Raw genomic sequence first — 15,393 nt, 5'->3', positions numbered from 1 at the left:
TCACCCGACGCCTTGCCGAGGACACTCAACGCGGTCGGCTGCTGAGCCATCTCACGCTCGATGACGTAGTGGCACTGGCGCTTCCCGGCGTTGAAAACGCGCAGCCCGCTCTGCGCTGGAGCTTGCAGAGGCTGGGCAACAATTTCATGAGCCTGCTGCTGACATTGCAGATCATCAAACAGAAGGCCGACTTTGATCACGCGGTGAAAATCGCCCAGTCCCTCAGGCTGGATCAACCCTCATTCCAGCGGCTGATTTTCGAGCTGATGGCCTCGGAACAGCTGTTCGATAACCACCGCATCGAGCGCCTGCTGGATTGCGATGTGGTGCGCGAGCAGATGCCTGAGTGGTGGCAACGGATGAATGAAGATCAGCACGTCGAATGGGCGCGACACGCGACGGTGTACGCGCAGGCGATCCGCGCAATCCGGCGCATCAGCCTTGATCACTTCAACACACCACAAGCTGACAGCCTGCACGTCCTGAGGGCTTACGCCGATGCGACGGTCAGCGCCGCACTGGCGGAGAAAAACATTCAACTGTCGCCCCGAAAGATTGTGGTAACGGCGATGTTCCACCAGCCCATCCCGGTGCGCTTTTACCCTATCACCGTGATGGAAACCGAGACTCACTCGCAGACCTTCTCACTGCACGCCCTGGCCCACGACAACGCACTGCGGGTGACCGCTCAGGATGCCAGCGAGTTGCGGGCTGCAGACGGGCACGGTGCAGAAGTACCGGGTCTCTCCGCAGAATTCACGCGCGAGCTGCTGGCGCGAATCGACATGCCAAAGCGACTGGATGACTACCTTGCCGAACACTTTGACCACTCTGATTTCGCTGACCAGTTGAAGCATCAGCACCGCGAGTTGCTGTTGGCGCGCCTGGGCATGGCGTATATCGAGAGTGAGCTGAACGGCTTTCCTGAAAACCGGCTGGCGTGGATCAAAGCGGTACTGGACGGTCCCGATTCACAGCGGCGTCAGGGGGTGGACGGGGTCAGGATCGAGGTGCGATTACTGCAGATCAGCGGGGTAAAAATCCCGGACATCATGCTGATTGCCCCGGTCGGCAAATTCGACAGGGGGCCTCTGACCCTTTGCACGCTTAACGCGCCGGATAACGTGGTGTTCCGCACCTTTGACAGCATGTTCCATCTCACCCAGGCGTTTCTGGAACAAGACGTGTACAAATCCTACGTGGCGAGGTTGATGCCATTGGCCGACAGGCGCCTGGCCCGGGTGATGCTCGATTATGAGGAGTGGCTCAAGCACTGGCGCTTTCCAGACGCGTTGACGTCGCTGCCAGGTCCATTTCCCGCCCCGTCCCATTTGATAAAGCCAGTGGTCTTCGTGACGCAGACCGGCGACCTGTTTGACGAGCATTTCAGGATCAGGATCCGCCAACTGAAAGAAGAAGCGAAATCCCTGTTGGTCCAGCCTGGTGGTGGCAATTCCCGAAAGCAGGTATTCGACATGGTCGTGAGCATCGCACTGCTGCTGTTGCCCCCGCCGGTCATGGTTCCGCTCGCACTGGGGCTGGGCCTTTACAACGCCTGGAGCGGCTTTCAAAAAGTGGATGAAGACGACTGGGAGGGTGCAGCCCAAGAGTTTATGGACGCGGCCGGTTATTTGCTGACTGCCGGGATTGGTCGAGCAAGCGCCGCAGCGCTGAAGGGGCCTCAACTGGCGATGATAAAACGCCCGCATCTGGTCCGCCGCACCGGACGCCATGGGCAGGTGCAAATCGGCTATATGCTGTCACCCGCTGGTGCGCCCTTCTTTGCGGAGTCGGGCATGGTCACGCGGCTGGACCCGAACAAATTCACCGAAATCACCTTCGGTTCTGAAACAGGTTACGTGGCTCGACGCTTCAACCTGTTCGGACGATCTCGCCTGTATCGCCCCTATCTTCGCGATCCAGCGCTACTGATTCATGAGGATGAATATGTCGTCCGGTCAAGCGCCGGGGGCTGGAAGAAGGTCTCGCAACCGGTCGTGCGCCTGAGTCCACAGGCCGACCGACAGGCCCGGCATGACTTGAGCCGATTGCTCAACGGATGGCCTACTCCAATTGAAGGCATTTCCATCACTGAACCGTCCCTTGATGAACCGCGCTTCCTGGCCCTCGCGAACCACGCCAAAGCGGAGCTCTACCCCGAACTGCTCGACTATATCGAAGGCGGCTCGGCCGAGATCAACCGACTCTTGAGAACCGGCGCGCGAACGCCCCGCACGCAGGCATTCCTCAACCAGTTCCACCGCCTGCGCTCATGGAAAGGCGATGCGTTCCGCGCCGCGCACGTAACAGACGAGGGCTTGCAGCAATTGCGACGCGAGCTCGGTGCGGTGTTCGTGGATGCGGGCGTGCAATCGGCGTCGATCAGCCGAACCAATGCCGTGCGCTGGAGCCTGGACAGCTTCGTGACTGACCCGGCGCCGAGCAATACGCATCCGGTGTTTCTGATCTTCGCGCCGTCGGTTCCGAAGAAAAACATGTTCTCGGGTTTTCTCGGTGATCACGTCGCCATCCCGCCCGGCACCCGCCTGCAACTCAGGGCGTTCAGAGAGGTGAACGGAGAAACGTTCGCCTATTTCACCGCGCCGGACAGGCTGGTGTACGAAACATTCGATCTGTTCACCGGCGAGCGTGAGCTTTTTGTGAGGTAGCCCTTCTCGCCAATCGCGTCAGACCACCCAGCCTTGCGGCTCCAAAGGGATCGCACCAGTTGGGCGCGCCTGACGCACCACCTGACTCGCACCGATCCACATTGGTGCGGGGCGCCCTGTGCAGGCGACTTTTTCATTCCATTTTGCGACGCGCGCGGCCTTGGCCCAGCGTTTGCTAAAGCCTAAGCAGACTCAACTCTGCACCGCCAACAGCCGTCATCTAAAAAAATCAAAGAATGGAGCTAGCCAATGAAGCGTCGTAGTTTGCTGAAAGCGTTCACTTTGTCTGCATCGATCGCAGCGATGGGTTTGACCTGGACCGCTCAGGCGGCCGAGACCATCAAGGTCGGCATTCTGCATTCTTTGTCCGGCACCATGGCCATCTCGGAGACCTCGCTCAAGGACATGGCGCTGATGACCATCGATGAAATCAACGCCAAGGGCGGCGTCAACGGCAAGATGCTTGAGCCTGTGGTGGTCGACCCGGCGTCGAACTGGCCGTTGTTTGCGGAGAAAGGTCGTCAGTTGTTGACCCAGGACAAGGTCGCCGTGGTGTTCGGTTGCTGGACTTCGGTGTCGCGCAAATCGGTGTTGCCGGTCTTTGAAGAGCTGAACGGCTTGCTGTTCTACCCGGTGCAGTACGAAGGCGAAGAAATGTCACCGAACGTGTTCTACACCGGCGCCGCGCCTAACCAGCAGGCCATTCCTGCGGTTGAATACCTGATGAGCGAAGACGGCGGCGCGGCCAAGCGCTTCTTCCTGCTGGGCACCGACTACGTCTACCCGCGCACCACCAACAAGATTCTGCGCTCGTTCCTGCACTCCAAAGGTGTGGCGGACAAGGACATCGAAGAGGTCTACACCCCGTTCGGTCACAGCGATTACCAGACCATCGTGTCGAACATCAAGAAGTTCGCGGCAGGCGGCAAAACCGCTGTGATCTCCACGGTCAACGGCGACTCCAACGTGCCGTTCTATAAAGAGCTGGGCAATCAGGGCCTGAAAGCCACCGACGTACCGGTGGTGGCGTTCTCGGTCGGCGAAGAAGAATTGCGCGGCGTCGACACCAAGCCGCTGGTGGGCAACCTGGCCGCGTGGAACTACTTCGAATCGGTGAAGAACCCGGTCAACACCAAGTTCGTCGCCGACTGGAAGGCCTACGCCAAGGCGCACAACCTGCCGAACGCCGACAAGGCCGTGACCAACGACCCGATGGAAGCCACGTACGTGGGTATCCACATGTGGGCGCAAGCGGTGGAGCAAGCCAAGTCCACCGACGTGGATAAAGTCCGCGAAGCCATGGCTGGCCAGACTTTCGCCGCGCCGTCGGGCTTCACCCTGACCATGGACAAAACCAACCACCACCTGCACAAGCCGGTGATGATCGGCGAGATCAAGGCCGACGGTCAGTTCAATGTGGTCTGGCAGACCAAAGAACCGATTCGCGCCCAGCCGTGGAGCCCGTTCATTCCGGGCAACGACAAAAAGCCTGACTACGCGGTGAAGAGCAACTAAGGAAAACAGGGTAAACGGTCGGTTGAATGTTCCGGCTGAACCTATCCCTGTAGGAGTGAGCTCGCTCGCGATCGCGATCTGCCTGTGACGATGATGTCGGCTGGTATACCGCCATCGCGAGCAAGCTCACTCCTACAGGTTCCTCGTCTGACGTTACGTCATGCGGGTGCTCTCAGGATTCGATATGCCCAGATACTTCCACCACCTTATTCTCGCGCTGTGCCTGTGGCTGCCCTTCGCCGCCCACGCCAGCGAGGCCGGCGACTTTGTTGCGGCCGACTCCTCCGAGCGCGCCCAATTGCTGGAAAGCTGGGCCGCCAGGCCTGACCCGGCGCGCGTCGAGTTGCTGGTTGCCCTGCAGGATGGCCGCGTCGCTGCCGACAGCAGCAACCGGGCGTTCATTCAGAACGGCGACAGCTTTATCGCCGTCGACCCGGACGCCCCCGCGGTGGCCGATGCACCCAACCCCGATGCGCCCCAAGCCATCAGCCTGAACAACCGCCTTCGCGGCCTGATCAACACCGCGCTGGCCAGCCATCAGCTTTTAGCCGCCGACCCGAAAGTCCGTCTGGCTGCCGCGCAGGTGCTGCAAAAAAGCGCCCGTCCGGCGCAGTTGCCCTTGCTGGTGCAGCAAGTGGCGAGCGAACAGGACGACAGCGTTCACGCCGCCCTGACCCTGGCGCTGGCCAATCTGCAACTGGTCGACATCAGCCCCACCGTGCGGCTCGCCGCCGTGCGTCTGCTCGGTGAAACCGGTGATCCACTGGCCCGCACCCGTCTCGAAACCCTGCTCGAACCCAACGTCGAAACCGACGCTACCGTGCGCCTGGCGGCCGAAACCAGCCTGGCTCAGGTCAAACGCAAATTGATGTTCGGCGAGATCCTCGGGCAAGCCTTCGCCGGCCTGTCGCTCGGGTCGATTCTGCTGCTGGCGGCGCTGGGACTGGCGATCACCTTCGGCCTGCTCGGCGTGATCAACATGGCCCACGGCGAGATGCTGATGCTCGGCGCCTACGCCACCTACGTCGTGCAGATGATGTTTCAGCGCTACGCCCCCGGCGTCCTTGAGTTCTATCCGCTGGTGGCGCTGCCGATCGCGTTTTTCGTGACTGCGTGCATCGGCATGGCGCTGGAGCGTACGGTCATTCGCCACTTGTACGGTCGCCCACTGGAAACACTGCTGGCGACATGGGGCATCAGCCTGATGCTGATTCAGCTGATTCGCGTGGTGTTCGGCGCGCAGAACGTCGAAGTGGCCAACCCGGAATGGCTGTCGGGCGGCATTCAAGTGCTGCCCAACCTCGTGCTGCCCTGGAACCGCATCGTCATCATTGCGTTCGCGCTGTTTGTCGTCGTGCTGACCTGGCTGCTGCTGAACAAAACACGCCTGGGCCTGAACGTGCGCGCCGTCACCCAGAACCGCAACATGGCCGCCTGCTGCGGCGTGCCCACCGGGCGCATCGACATGATGGCCTTCGGGCTCGGCTCCGGCATCGCCGGTCTGGGCGGCGTGGCCCTGAGCCAGATCGGCAACGTCGGCCCTGACCTGGGCCAGAGCTACATCATCGACTCCTTCCTCGTGGTCGTGCTCGGCGGCGTCGGTCAGCTGGCCGGCAGCGTCACGGCGGCCTTCGGGCTGGGCATCGCCAACAAGATCCTCGAACCGCAGATCGGCGCGGTGCTGGGCAAGATCCTGATCCTGGCGCTGATCATTCTGTTCATTCAGAAACGTCCGCAAGGCCTCTTCGCACTCAAAGGACGGGTGATCGACTGATGAATCAGCCATTGATGGTCACTGCCGCGCAACGCGCCGGCACCAAAATCACGGTCGCGGTCGGCGCGGTGATTCTTGCGCTGCTGATCGCCCTGCCGTTGTTGTCCCTGCTGCCTGAAAGCAACGGCCTGCAGGTGTCGGCCTACACGCTGACGCTGGTGGGCAAGATCCTCTGCTACGCGATCGTCGCGCTGGCGCTGGATCTGGTCTGGGGTTACGCCGGCCTGTTGTCCCTGGGCCACGGGCTGTTCTTCGCCCTGGGCGGTTACGCGATGGGCATGTACCTGATGCGCGAGGCGTCGGGTGACAGCCTGCCGGCGTTCATGACCTTTCTGTCGTGGACCGAACTGCCGTGGTACTGGGTCGGCACGCAGCATTTCCTCTGGGCCATGTGCCTGGTGGTGCTGGCGCCGGGGTTGCTGGCACTGGTGTTCGGCTTCTTCGCCTTCCGTTCGCGGATCAAGGGCGTGTACTTCTCGATCATGACCCAGGCCCTGACCTTCGCCGGCATGTTGCTGTTTTTCCGCAACGAAACCGGCTTTGGCGGCAATAACGGCTTCACCAACTTTCGCAGCATTCTGGGGTTCAGCATCACCTCCCAGGGCACCCGCGCCGTGTTGTTTCTGCTGACAGTGGCGTTGCTGGCGGGCAGCCTGTTTGTCGGCTGGCGTCTGGCGCGCAGCAAGTTCGGCCGCGTGTTGACCGCCGTGCGCGATGCGGAGAACCGCCTGATGTTCTGCGGCTACGACCCGCGCGGCTTCAAGCTGTTCGTCTGGGTGTTGAGCGCCGTGTTGTGCGGCCTGGCCGGGGCGTTGTATGTGCCCCAGGTCGGCATCATCAACCCGAGCGAAATGTCGCCGACCAACTCCATTGAAGCAGCAGTCTGGGTCGCCCTGGGCGGTCGCGGCACGCTGATCGGCCCGCTGCTCGGCGCCGGTGTGGTCAATGGCATGAAGAGCTGGTTCACCGTGGCTTTCCCTGAATACTGGCTGTTCTTCCTCGGCGCGCTGTTCATCGTGGTGACGCTGTATCTGCCCAAAGGCGTGATCGGCCTGATCAAGAAAAGGGGCGAGCAATGAAAAGCACTCCGACGCCCGCATTCGATCCGGTGCTCGACCCGAACAGCGATGCCGGTACCAGCCGCGACGCCATCGGTCTCGGGCAGGTTGCCGGCAAGGGGCTGAACACCCTGCACGGCACGATCCTGACGCTGGAAGACATCAGCGTCAGCTTCGACGGGTTCAAGGCTCTCAATGATCTGAATCTGTACATCCGCGTTGGCGAGCTGCGCTGCATCATCGGCCCCAACGGTGCGGGCAAGACCACGCTGATGGACGTGATAACCGGCAAGACCCGCCCCAGTCACGGCAAGGCCTGGTTCGGCGAAACCCTTGATCTGACCAAGATGAGCGAAGTGCAGATCGCCCAGGCCGGGATCGGGCGCAAGTTTCAGAAACCCACGGTGTTCGAAGCGCTGAGCGTGTTCGAAAACCTGGAGCTGGCGCAGAAGACCGACAAATCGGTGTGGGCCAGCCTGCGGGCCAAGCTCAACGGCGAACAGCGCGACCGCATCGACGAGGTGCTGGAAACCATTCGCCTGACCGCGTCGATGTCACGGCCCGCCGGGCTGTTGTCCCACGGCCAGAAACAGTTTCTGGAGATCGGCATGTTACTGGTCCAGGATCCGCAATTGCTGCTGCTCGATGAGCCCGTCGCTGGCATGACCGACGCCGAAACCGAATTCACCGCCGAGCTGTTCAAGAGCCTGGCCGGCAAGCACTCGCTGATGGTGGTCGAGCATGACATGGGCTTCGTCGGCACCATCGCCGACCACGTCACCGTGCTGCACCAGGGCAGCGTGCTGGCGGAAGGATCGCTGGAAGACGTGCAGGCGGATGAGCGGGTGATTGAGGTGTATCTGGGGCGGTAAACCTCCGATCTGCTGATCGTTCCCTTGCTCCGCGTGGGAATGCATCCGGTGACGCTCCGCGTCATGAAGCAGACGCAGAGCGCCCGATGCGGCGTTCCCACGCAGAGCGTGGGAACGATCATAGGATTTCTTGAGAAACTGGCCATGCTCCAAGTCGAAAAGCTCCACCAGTACTACGGCGGCAGCCACATCCTCCGAGGCCTGTCGTTTGACGTAAAAATTGGCGAGGTCACGTGCCTGCTCGGTCGCAACGGCGTGGGCAAGACCACGTTGTTGAAAGTGCTGATGGGGCTGCTGCCCGCCAAAGAGGGCGTGGTGCAGTGGGAAGGCAAGCCGATCACCGGCTTCAAGCCCCACCAGCGCGTGCATGCCGGGATCGCCTACGTGCCCCAGGGCCGGGAGATTTTCGGCCGACTGACCGTTGAGGAAAACCTGCTGATGGGCCTGTCGCGCTTCCCGGGCTCAGAGGCCAAGGAAGTCCCGCCGTTCATTTACGAGCTGTTCCCGGTGCTGCTGCAGATGAAGCACCGGCGTGGTGGTGACCTGTCCGGCGGTCAGCAACAGCAACTGGCGATCGGTCGCGCCCTGGCCAGTCGCCCTCGCCTGCTGATTCTCGACGAGCCCACCGAAGGCATTCAGCCCTCGGTCATCAAGGAAATCGGCGCGGTGATCAAAAAGCTCGCGGCGCGTGGTGACATGGCGATTCTATTGGTCGAGCAGTTTTACGACTTTGCCGCCGAACTGGCGGATCAGTACATCGTCATGTCCCGCGGCGAGATCGTCCAGCAGGGCCGCGGCGAACACATGGAGGCCGAAGGCGTTCGGGGCCTAGTCACCATTTGATGCGCCGATCAGCTAAGGTACGGTCCTTCGATAACACGATAATCGACTTATGAATCTTCCTGCCCACACCGCCCTGTTCACCCCCAGCTGGCATGCCGAGCTGGAGCTGGCGTATGGGCGTTTCGGCGACAGCACGCGCCCGACCCAGCGACGCCATAAAGGTCCGTTGCGGGTGCAAAAGCATCTGTACGCAGAAGGCCCGCAGGTCTGCCAGCACATCATCGTTCACCCGCCGGGCGGCATTGCCGGCGGCGACCGGCTGGACATCAGCGCCAGCGTCGGTGCCAACGCCTGGGCGCAATTGACCAGCCCCGGCGCAGCGAAGTGGTACCGCGCGGCGGGTCCGGCTTATCAACAACTGGACATCAAAGTCGCGGCAGGGGGCACGCTGGAATGGCTGCCGCAAGAGAGCATCGTGTTCAGCGAGGCCAAGGCTGAATTGACCACGCGGATCGACCTTGAAGGCGACGCCCGGCTGTTTTATTGGGATGTGGTTGCGCTGGGCCGACCGGCCAGTGGCGAGCGCTTCGATCACGGCCACTTTCAGGCACATCTGGATATTCGGCGCGATGGCCAGCTGTTGTGGCACGAGCGCCAGCGCATTGTCGGCAATGACGGCTTGCTGGATTCGCCGATCGGCCTGGGCGGCAAACCGGTGTTCGCAACGCTGATCGTGACCGGGGAAATCGACGCTGAGTTGATGGAGCGCTGCCGCGAGCTGGCCGAACATTCACCCGTGCGCGGCGACCTGAGCCAGCTGCCCGGGCTGATCATCGCCCGTTGCCTGGCAGACGAAGCCCTGCATGCTCGGGCCTGGCTGATTGCATTATGGAAGCTGCTGCGCCCTGCCTTGTTGGGCCGGGAAGCGGTAGCGCCGAGGATCTGGAGCACTTGATGGACGCGTTGCCCGACCCGCTCCCTCGGGGCACGCATAGACATCCTGTAGCAGTGAGTTTGGTCTGGGCCGCATCCGGACGATTGCGATCCGTCAGATAGGAACATGTCTCTGACACACCGCAATCGCGAGCAAGCTCACTCCTACAGATACATTGCAGCGCTGACTTATTCAGTTATTTAAGACGGACAAAATCCATGGACCTGACACCACGCGAAAAAGACAAGATGTTGATCTTCACCGCAGGCCTGGTGGCCGAGCGGCGGCTGGCACGCGGTGTGAAGCTCAATTACCCGGAAGCGATGGCCTTCATCTCCGCCGCCCTGCTGGAAGGTGCGCGGGACGGCCAGACCGTTGCCGACCTCATGCACTACGGGACCACTCTGTTGACCCGTGAACAGGTGATGGAGGGCATCCCGGAAATGATCCCGGAAATTCAGGTCGAGGCCACCTTTCCGGACGGCACCAAGCTGGTCACCGTGCATCAACCGATTGCCTGAGCGGCGCATCGACGCTGAGATGCCCACTGAAACAGCCACACAGGAACCCGTGGAAACGAACATGACCTATTCGATTCGTGACGCACTGCTGACGGACATGCCGGCCGTGCTGGCCATCTACAACGACGCCGTGCTCAACACCACGGCGATCTGGAACGAGCAGCCGGTGGATCTCGCCAACCGCGAAGCCTGGTTCGCCGCGCGCCAGGCCCAGGCATACCCGATTCTGGTGGCGGTCGACGCCGACGATCAGGTGCTGGGCTATTCGTCGTTCGGCGACTGGCGGCCATTCGAAGGCTTTCGCCACACCGTCGAGCACTCGGTTTACGTGCGTACCGATCAACGGGGCAACGGCCTGGGTCCGCTGCTCATGAAAGCGCTGATCGAACGGGCCCGCGCCTGCGACAAGCACATGATGGTCGCGGCTATCGAAAGCGGAAACGCGGCGTCGATTCACCTGCACGCGCGCGAGGGTTTCATCACCACCGGGCAGATGCCCCAGGTCGGCACCAAGTTCGGCCGCTGGCTGGACCTGACCTTCATGCAGCTGGACCTGTCGCCCGGCGCCTCTGCTCCACCCTTGCAAGCGCCCGGCATCAAGCCTGTCGCCTGAATGTTCATTCTGAAAGGATTTCGTCCATGAATGCCGCCCACTTACGCCGCGTCACGCCAGAAAGTTTTGCCCACTACCGCCCGGGCCTGGTGGCGCTATTGCTCGACGCCGTGCAAGACGGCGCGTCGGTCGGGTTCATGGCGGATCTAGGCGCCGAGGAGGCTGCCGACTGGTGGGACGGCGTCAAAGCCGAGGTAAGGGAGGGCAACGTGCTGCTCTGTGGGTGGTGGCAGAAGAAGACCAGGTGCTGGCGACGGTGCAATTGGCGCTGTGCCAGAAGGCCAACGGCCTGAACCGCGCCGAGGTGCAGAAATTGCTGGTGCTCAGTCAGGCGCGTCGGCGCGGGCTGGCAACTCAATTGATGACCGCCGTGGAACAGGCCGCGCAGCAGCATCAGCGCGGGCTGTTGTTTCTGGACACGCTGGCAGGTTCCGATGCTGAAGATTTCTATCGCGCGCTGGGTTACGAGCTGTCGGGGTTGCTGCCGGACTACGCCTGCAACCCTGACGGCGAATACAAGGCCACGGCCATTTACTACAAGTTACTGTCGAGGAAGAGCGCATGATCCCTGGTGAGTACCAGATCCAGCCCGGCGACATCGAGCTCAACGCCGGTCGCCGCACCATCACCCTCAGCGTCGCCAATAGCGGCGACCGGCCGATTCAGGTCGGCTCGCACTTTCATTTTTTCGAGACCAACGACGCCCTGACCTTCGACCGCGCCGCCAGCCGGGGCATGCGCCTGAACATCCCGGCCGGCACCGCCGTGCGCTTCGAGCCAGGGCAGGCGCGGGAAGTGGAGTTGGTGGACCTGGCCGGGTTGAGGCGGGTTTTCGGGTTTGCCGGAAGAGTTATGGGTGAACTGTAAAACGCGTTCACTTTCCAGCCAGGTCAAGCTGCAAGCGCCAAGCTACAAGCGCCAAGCACAGCAGTCCGCGGCGTACACAACATTCGCTTTTACTCGCAGCTTGCCGCTTGAGGCTTGCCGCTTTGATTCGAGGAACGAAGTATGAAGATCAGCCGACAAGCCTACGCCGACATGTTCGGCCCCACTGTCGGCGACCGTGTGCGTCTGGCCGACACCGAGCTGTGGATCGAGGTCGAGCAGGACTTCACGGTCTATGGCGAGGAAGTGAAGTTCGGCGGTGGCAAGGTCATTCGTGACGGCATGGGCCAGGGCCAGGGCGTGGCTGCCGAAGTCGTCGACACGCTGATCACCAACGCACTGATCGTCGATCACTGGGGCATCGTCAAAGCCGACGTCGGTCTCAAGGACGGGCGCATCGCTGCCATCGGCAAGGCCGGCAACCCGGACATCCAGCCCGGCGTGACCATCGCCATCGGCGCGGCGACCGAAGTGATTGCAGGCGAAGGCATGATCCTCACCGCCGGCGGCGTCGACACCCACATCCATTTCATCTGCCCGCAGCAGATTGAAGAAGCGCTGATGAGCGGCGTCACCACCATGATCGGCGGCGGCACTGGCCCGGCGACGGGCACCAACGCGACCACGGTCACGCCCGGCAAGTGGCACATGATGCGCATGCTGCAGGCCGCCGAAGCGTTCCCCATGAACATCGGCTTCACCGGCAAAGGCAACGTCAGCCTGCCCGAGCCGCTGATCGAGCAGGTCAAGGCCGGCGCCATCGGCCTCAAGCTGCACGAAGACTGGGGCACCACGCCAGCAGCCATCGACAACTGCCTGAGCGTCGCTGATCAGTACGACGTGCAGGTAGCGATCCACACCGACACCCTGAACGAATCCGGCTTCGTCGAAACCACCCTGGCGGCGTTCAAGAACCGCACCATTCACACCTACCACACGGAAGGCGCCGGCGGCGGTCACGCACCGGACATCATCAAGGCCTGCGGCTTCCCTAACGTGCTGCCGAGCTCGACCAACCCGACCCGGCCGTTCACCCGCAACACCATCGACGAGCACCTGGACATGCTGATGGTCTGCCATCACCTGGACCCGAGCATCGCCGAAGACGTCGCGTTCGCCGAGAGCCGCATCCGCCGCGAAACCATTGCCGCCGAGGACATTCTTCATGATCTGGGCGCATTCTCGATGCTCAGCTCCGACAGCCAGGCCATGGGCCGCGTCGGCGAAGTGATCATGCGCACCTGGCAGACCGCCGACAAAATGAAACGCCAGCGCGGGCCATTACCCGGTGACGGCGAGGGAAATGACAACTTCCGCGCCAAACGCTACATCGCCAAATACACCATCAACCCGGCGATCACCCACGGCATCAGCCATGAGGTGGGCTCGGTGGAAGTGGGCAAATGGGCGGACCTGGTGCTCTGGCGCCCGGCTTTCTTCGGCGTGAAACCGACCCTCATCCTCAAGGGCGGCTCCATTGCCGCGAGTCTGATGGGCGACGCCAACGCCTCGATCCCGACCCCGCAGCCGGTTCACTACCGCCCGATGTTCGCCAGCTACGGCAGCTCGCTCCACGCCAGCAGCCTGACCTTCATCAGCCAGGCGGCCTTTGATGCCGGCGTTCCGGAGCAGCTGGGGCTGAAGAAACAGATTGGCGTGGTGAAGGGCTGCCGCAGCGTGACCAAGGCCGACCTCATCCACAACGACTACCTGCCGAACATCGACGTGGACCCGCAGACGTATCAGGTCAAGGCCGACGGCGTGCTGTTGTGGTGCGAGCCGGCCGAGGTCTTGCCGATGGCGCAGCGGTATTTTCTGTTCTAAGCGCAGAACTCACTTTGTTGTGGGAGCGAGCTTGCTCGCGAAGGGGCCGGCGCATCCACCCACTCTTTCAGTGGCTGAAATGCCGCCTTCGTGAGCACGGTGGGGCGCGACCCCGGTCTCCTACATGGCTTGTTTTGGCTGCCTGACAGCGCTTCAACTGGACGGCAAGCCAACACTAAGAGGAAGCGCACGCAAATGCGTGATGCTTCCTGCAACAACATGGCGGTACTATGCGCGCTCTCATTCAGCGCCCCGCCAGCAAGGTAGTCCCCCATGCGTCTTTCGGACTTCATCGTTCAGAATGTGGATCGCATCGTCGATGAGTGGGAACGGTTTGCGGCCACGCTGACGCCCGCAGCCGCCCAGATGAGTTCAGTCGAGCTGCGCGACCACGCCGAGGCGATCCTTCTCGCGGCGGCGCGTGACATGAACACCGCCCAGACCAAGGCCGAGCGCATCGCCAAGGCTCAGGGCGAAGACATCGGCAAAACCCCGACACTCGACCAGGCCGCCTCCAGTCATGGCGAGCTGCGGCATATCGTCGGGTTTGATCTGGTGCAGATGACGTCTGAATTCCGTCACCTTCGGGCCACGGTCGTGCGCTTTTGGGCAGAAAGCCAGAAAGAGCCGCAGGCCAGTCACCTCACTGACATGATTCGCTTCAACGAAGCCATCGACGAAGCCCTGGCCGAGTCGACGGCCGCCTACGCCGATCGCGTGACGCGTTCCCGTGACATCTTTCTCGCCATTCTCGGCCACGACCTGCGCGCGCCCTTGCAGGCCATCGGCATGTCGTCCGAAGTGCTGATGCGCAAAACCGCGCTGACGGACGCCGATCTTGCGTATATCAAGCGCATCAAGAGCAGCAGTCTGTTGATGGGAACGATGATCAGCGATTTGCTGGAGTTCGTTCGAAGCCGTCTCGGCGTCACGTTGCCGGTCGAACGCAAGCCGATGGAGATGACCCTCGCCTGCCGTGAAGCCATTGACGCGGCCACGGCGGGGCAGCCCGATTGCAACGCAGTGTTCACCAGCACCGGTGAGACCCGGGGCGAGTGGGATCAGGCGCGCATCGCGCAGTTGCTGCAGAACCTGATTGGCAACGCCTTGCAGCATGGCGCGGCGACGCGTCGGGTCACCGTCACGCTCACCGGCAGCGAAAACCACGTGAGCCTCTCGGTGCACAACGACGGCGAGCCGATTGCGGAAGAAGCCATCGGCAGCATCTTCGACCCGCTGGTGCGCTCGGCCAATGAAAAGGCCGGCATCCACAACCCGTCCACCAGCCTGGGCCTGGGACTGTTCATCGTAAAAGAAGTGGTGAACGCCCATGGCGGCGGCATCACGGTTGTGTCGAACGTTGGTGACGGCACGACGTTTACCGTGGAATTGCCGAAGAAAGGCTAGCAGGCGGTTGCACGGAATCGCTATCGGCCAAACACCGCGCTGTTGCAGGGGCACTCGATACCTGTGGGAGTGAGCTTGCTCACGAAGGCGGCAGTCCTGCTGCCGAAGATGTAGCGGAAGGGCCTATTCGTGAGCAAGCTCACTCCCACAATGACGTCGTCAGCAGGAAGATCGCTATCTGGCAGAAACGCAGCACTTGTGGGAGTGAGCTTGCTCACGAAGACTGCATCCCTGCTGCCGAAGATGTAGCGGATGGAAGGGCCTCTTCGCGAGCAAGCTCGCTCCCACAATGACGTCGTCAGCAGGAAGATCGCTATCTGGCAGAAACGCAGCACTTGTGGGAGTGAGCTTGCTCACGAAGGCGGCAGTCCTGCCGCCGAAGATGTAGCGGATGGAAGGGCCTACTCGTGAGCAAGCTCACTCCCACAATGACGTCGTCAGCAGGAAGATCGCTATCTGAGCTGGCCTAATGACCCCGGACACCTCAATGGGGGAAACTGTACCCATTGAGGAACGATCATGACCAAGAAATACAGAA

The 15,393-nt window shown here is 61.8% G+C and carries 12 protein-coding genes and 1 pseudogene; all 13 read left to right on the top strand.

Annotated elements, in window-relative coordinates; all coding sequences use genetic code 11:
- Positions 1–68: 68 nt before the first annotated feature.
- The 13 genes and pseudogenes from IFT47_RS15850 (at position 69) to IFT47_RS15790 (ending at position 14,855) form a co-directional block, all read left to right on the top strand.
- Entirely contained in the window at positions 69–2,669 is a 2,601-nt protein-coding gene (locus IFT47_RS15850; protein ID WP_192173454.1) for a dermonecrotic toxin domain-containing protein, read from the top strand.
- A gap of 249 nt (positions 2,670–2,918) precedes the next feature.
- Positions 2,919–4,184, top strand: a complete 1,266-nt coding sequence (urtA, locus tag IFT47_RS15845) for an urea ABC transporter substrate-binding protein (protein WP_192173455.1) — start codon at positions 2,919–2,921, stop codon at positions 4,182–4,184.
- Positions 4,185–4,368: 184 nt separating this feature from the next.
- Entirely contained in the window at positions 4,369–5,958 is a 1,590-nt protein-coding gene (gene urtB, locus IFT47_RS15840) for an urea ABC transporter permease subunit UrtB (RefSeq protein WP_192173456.1), read from the top strand.
- A complete protein-coding gene (urtC, locus tag IFT47_RS15835) occupies positions 5,958–7,037 on the top strand; it encodes an urea ABC transporter permease subunit UrtC (RefSeq protein ID WP_192173457.1) in 1,080 nt (359 codons plus the stop codon). Before urtB ends, urtC begins: the two co-directional genes overlap by 1 nt.
- Positions 7,034–7,888, top strand: coding sequence for an urea ABC transporter ATP-binding protein UrtD (gene urtD / locus IFT47_RS15830; RefSeq protein WP_192173458.1), 855 nt, complete (start codon positions 7,034–7,036; stop codon positions 7,886–7,888). Before urtC ends, urtD begins: the two co-directional genes overlap by 4 nt.
- A 144-nt stretch (positions 7,889–8,032) precedes the next feature.
- Positions 8,033–8,731 (top strand): urea ABC transporter ATP-binding subunit UrtE, encoded by a 699-nt coding sequence (gene urtE / locus IFT47_RS15825; RefSeq protein WP_192173459.1) that lies wholly within the window; start codon positions 8,033–8,035, stop codon positions 8,729–8,731.
- Positions 8,732–8,780: 49 nt separating this feature from the next.
- Complete coding sequence (locus tag IFT47_RS15820; RefSeq protein WP_192173460.1) at positions 8,781–9,626, top strand: urease accessory protein UreD; 846 nt, start codon at positions 8,781–8,783, stop codon at positions 9,624–9,626.
- A gap of 197 nt (positions 9,627–9,823) precedes the next feature.
- Positions 9,824–10,126, top strand: a complete 303-nt coding sequence (locus IFT47_RS15815) for an urease subunit gamma (protein ID WP_020293711.1) — start codon at positions 9,824–9,826, stop codon at positions 10,124–10,126.
- 61 nt (positions 10,127–10,187) lie between these two features.
- Positions 10,188–10,739, top strand: a complete 552-nt coding sequence (locus IFT47_RS15810; protein WP_192173461.1) for a GNAT family N-acetyltransferase — start codon at positions 10,188–10,190, stop codon at positions 10,737–10,739.
- 26 nt (positions 10,740–10,765) lie between these two features.
- A pseudogene (locus tag IFT47_RS15805) lies at positions 10,766–11,304 on the top strand (N-acetyltransferase family protein).
- Positions 11,301–11,606 carry an urease subunit beta gene (locus tag IFT47_RS15800; protein WP_065987755.1) on the top strand — a complete coding sequence of 102 codons (306 nt, stop codon included), beginning with the start codon at positions 11,301–11,303 and terminating at the stop codon, positions 11,604–11,606. The pseudogene IFT47_RS15805 and the gene IFT47_RS15800 overlap by 4 nt, the downstream one beginning before the upstream one ends.
- Positions 11,607–11,747: 141 nt before the next feature.
- Positions 11,748–13,448, top strand: a complete 1,701-nt coding sequence (gene ureC, locus IFT47_RS15795) for an urease subunit alpha (protein WP_172610566.1) — start codon at positions 11,748–11,750, stop codon at positions 13,446–13,448.
- A 273-nt stretch (positions 13,449–13,721) separates the two neighbouring features.
- Positions 13,722–14,855, top strand: a complete 1,134-nt coding sequence (locus tag IFT47_RS15790; protein ID WP_192173462.1) for a sensor histidine kinase — start codon at positions 13,722–13,724, stop codon at positions 14,853–14,855.
- Positions 14,856–15,393 lie beyond the last annotated feature (538 nt).

Source organism: Pseudomonas sp. CFBP 13711 (assembly GCF_014842265.1).
Taxonomy (GTDB): domain Bacteria; phylum Pseudomonadota; class Gammaproteobacteria; order Pseudomonadales; family Pseudomonadaceae; genus Aquipseudomonas.
This window is presented reverse-complemented; position numbering and strand designations above follow the sequence as displayed.